Genomic DNA, 2,023 nt, shown 5'->3' on the forward strand with positions numbered 1-2,023 from the left:
GTATATGGGTGTGGATGTCGCACCCTAGGGTGAGGATTCCGTTGAATCGCCTAACGACCGTGTCGGGGGCCCCGATGAAGTCTGCATGTACGCGCTACAGCGCGTAGGGGACACAGAATCGAGGAACCATGAAGAACGCAGTTCGAATGGGCGCGCTCATCGCCGTCGCCGCGGCACTGGTCACAGGCTGCACCGACGAGAGTGGTTCAGGGACAAGCACATCGACCTCTCGCGCGACGGCCGCTTCGTCGACCTCCCGCGCGCCCGCGCCGGGTACCCAGGCCCCGGGGTCGCCCGCTGCCGAGGAGACCGCCGCGCCCCAGCCCGGCGCCACCATCGCGCCGGAGCCCGAAACACCGCCGGTCACACAAGCTCCCACGCTGATCCCGGCTCCCGACACCACCTCTCCCGCCCCCGCTGACAACATCAGTGGACCGGGTCGCTGCATAGACCCGGCCTCGACCGGTGTGCAGAACGCCCTCGCGAGCCTCGAGGGAAGCTGGGTCGCCGGACAGGCTTCGAGTGATCAGCCGGGTAGCTGTGGTCAGCTGTTGTATGTGCGCGCCATCGGCGGCAACTCCGCGGGTGCGCCGATCCACCTCTTGTTCTTCCGCGACGGAAAGTACCTGGGCACAGGCACTTCTGAGCCGTATGCCTTCACCACCGTCGTCGGGTCCAGCAACAACGCGGTCACCGTCGACTACCGCTGGCTCGCCGGTGACGAACCCTTTGCCGCGCCGCAGGGCGGTCCCGCGACGATCACCTATTCGTGGAACGGTTCGAAGGTGGTGATGGGCGGCACGCTGCCGACCGAAGTCACCCAGCCGCACCGCTGATCCGATCTCGCACGCCCCTGTGCGCTGGGCAACTGGGGCTCAGTTGTCCGGGTGCAGCACCAGCACCGTGATCTCGCTGGGGGCGAAAACCCGAAGCTGGGGACCCCAGAAACCGGTGCCGCGGCTGGTGTAGAGCTGGGTGTTGTTCGCGTGCCTGCTCAGGCCCGCGACCACCGGCTGGTCGAGCCGGACGAGGTAGTGGAACGGCCAGATCTGCCCGCCGTGGGTGTGACCGGAGATCTGCAGCGCGACGCCCGCCGCGGCGCTGTCGGCGATCTGTTTGGGCTGGTGGGCCAGCAGGACGACCGGCAGCGAAGGGTCGGCGCCCGCGAGCGCGGCGGGCAGATCGGGACCGTGACCGGGCAGGCCGACGCCGGTCGGGTCGTCGATACCGGCGATGACGAGCCGATCGCCGTCGCGGGTCAGGACGCTGTGCTGGTTGTGCAGCGGCTGCCAGCCGAGCGAGGCCATGTAGTCGATCCAGCCCTGCGCGTCACCGAAGTACTCGTGATTGCCGGTGATGTAGAACCGGCCGAGCGGCGCCTCGACCTTGCCGAGCGGATCGACCTGCGCCTGGCGTTTCACGACCGAACCGTCGGCGAGGTCACCGGCGTGGCAGGCGATATCGGGTCGCTGCGCGTTGACCACCTCGACCACGCGCTCCGACCAGCGCCGCCGATTCAGCGCGGCGTAATGGGTGTCGGTGACGACCACTACGCGCAACCCGTCCAGGCCCTGCGCCAGCCCACGAATCGCGACGTCGACGGTGCGCACCCGCGGCACCCGGCGCGCCTCGTACACGCCCCACCCGACCAGTGCCGCCGAGATCACCAGCACTCCTGCCGCCACGATCCGGGCACCGTCGACCCCGCCGACGGCCAGCGCGCCCCGCACGAGCAGCCCGATCACCGACCAGGAGAACACCACCCACAGCACCCCGAGCAGGGTGTCGCCGACGATCACCGCCGGATCGGACTGCGCGGGCCCGTGCCCGAGGAACATCGTGAGCGGCAGGCACACGAGGGCGGCCGCGGCGATCGCCGTTCCGATCCAGAACAGCGTGCCGCTGCCACCGGTCGGCGCCGAGACCACCGTCCACCAGGGGACCCCGAACAGCACTGCGAGGACCAGCGACAACATCATCAGGCGTACGGCGAGCTTCACGGCGTTCCCGTTCTGGGCAGGGC

Annotated in this window: 2 protein-coding genes; one reads left to right on the forward strand and one right to left on the reverse strand. The window is 69.3% G+C overall.

The annotated features are described in order from the left end of the window. The first annotated feature begins 128 nt into the window (after nt 1-128). On the forward strand, nt 129-836 hold the full coding sequence (locus ACFWF3_RS33745; protein WP_379318037.1) for an LppP/LprE family lipoprotein: 708 nt from the start codon (nt 129-131) through the stop codon (nt 834-836). A gap of 39 nt (nt 837-875) precedes the next feature. Here the strand turns inward: ACFWF3_RS33745 and ACFWF3_RS33750 are convergent, their stop codons facing one another. Further along, nucleotides 876-1,979: a metallophosphoesterase gene (locus ACFWF3_RS33750; RefSeq protein ID WP_379318039.1), complete on the reverse strand. Its 1,104-nt coding sequence runs from the start codon at nt 1,977-1,979 to the stop codon at nt 876-878. Between the last annotated feature and the right edge of the window lie 44 nt (nt 1,980-2,023).

The sequence above is a fragment of the Nocardia sp. NPDC060220 genome, assembly GCF_042727815.1.
Lineage (GTDB): Bacteria > Actinomycetota > Actinomycetes > Mycobacteriales > Mycobacteriaceae > Nocardia.

What these genes read in the sequence shown, in the direction of transcription:
- ACFWF3_RS33745 (WP_379318037.1), top strand. Translation starts at nt 129, where the DNA reads ATGAAGAACGCAGTTCGAATGGGCGCGCTCATCGCCGTCGCCGCGGCA.
- ACFWF3_RS33750 (WP_379318039.1), bottom strand. Translation starts at nt 1,979, where the DNA reads ATGATGTTGTCGCTGGTCCTCGCAGTGCTGTTCGGGGTCCCCTGGTGG.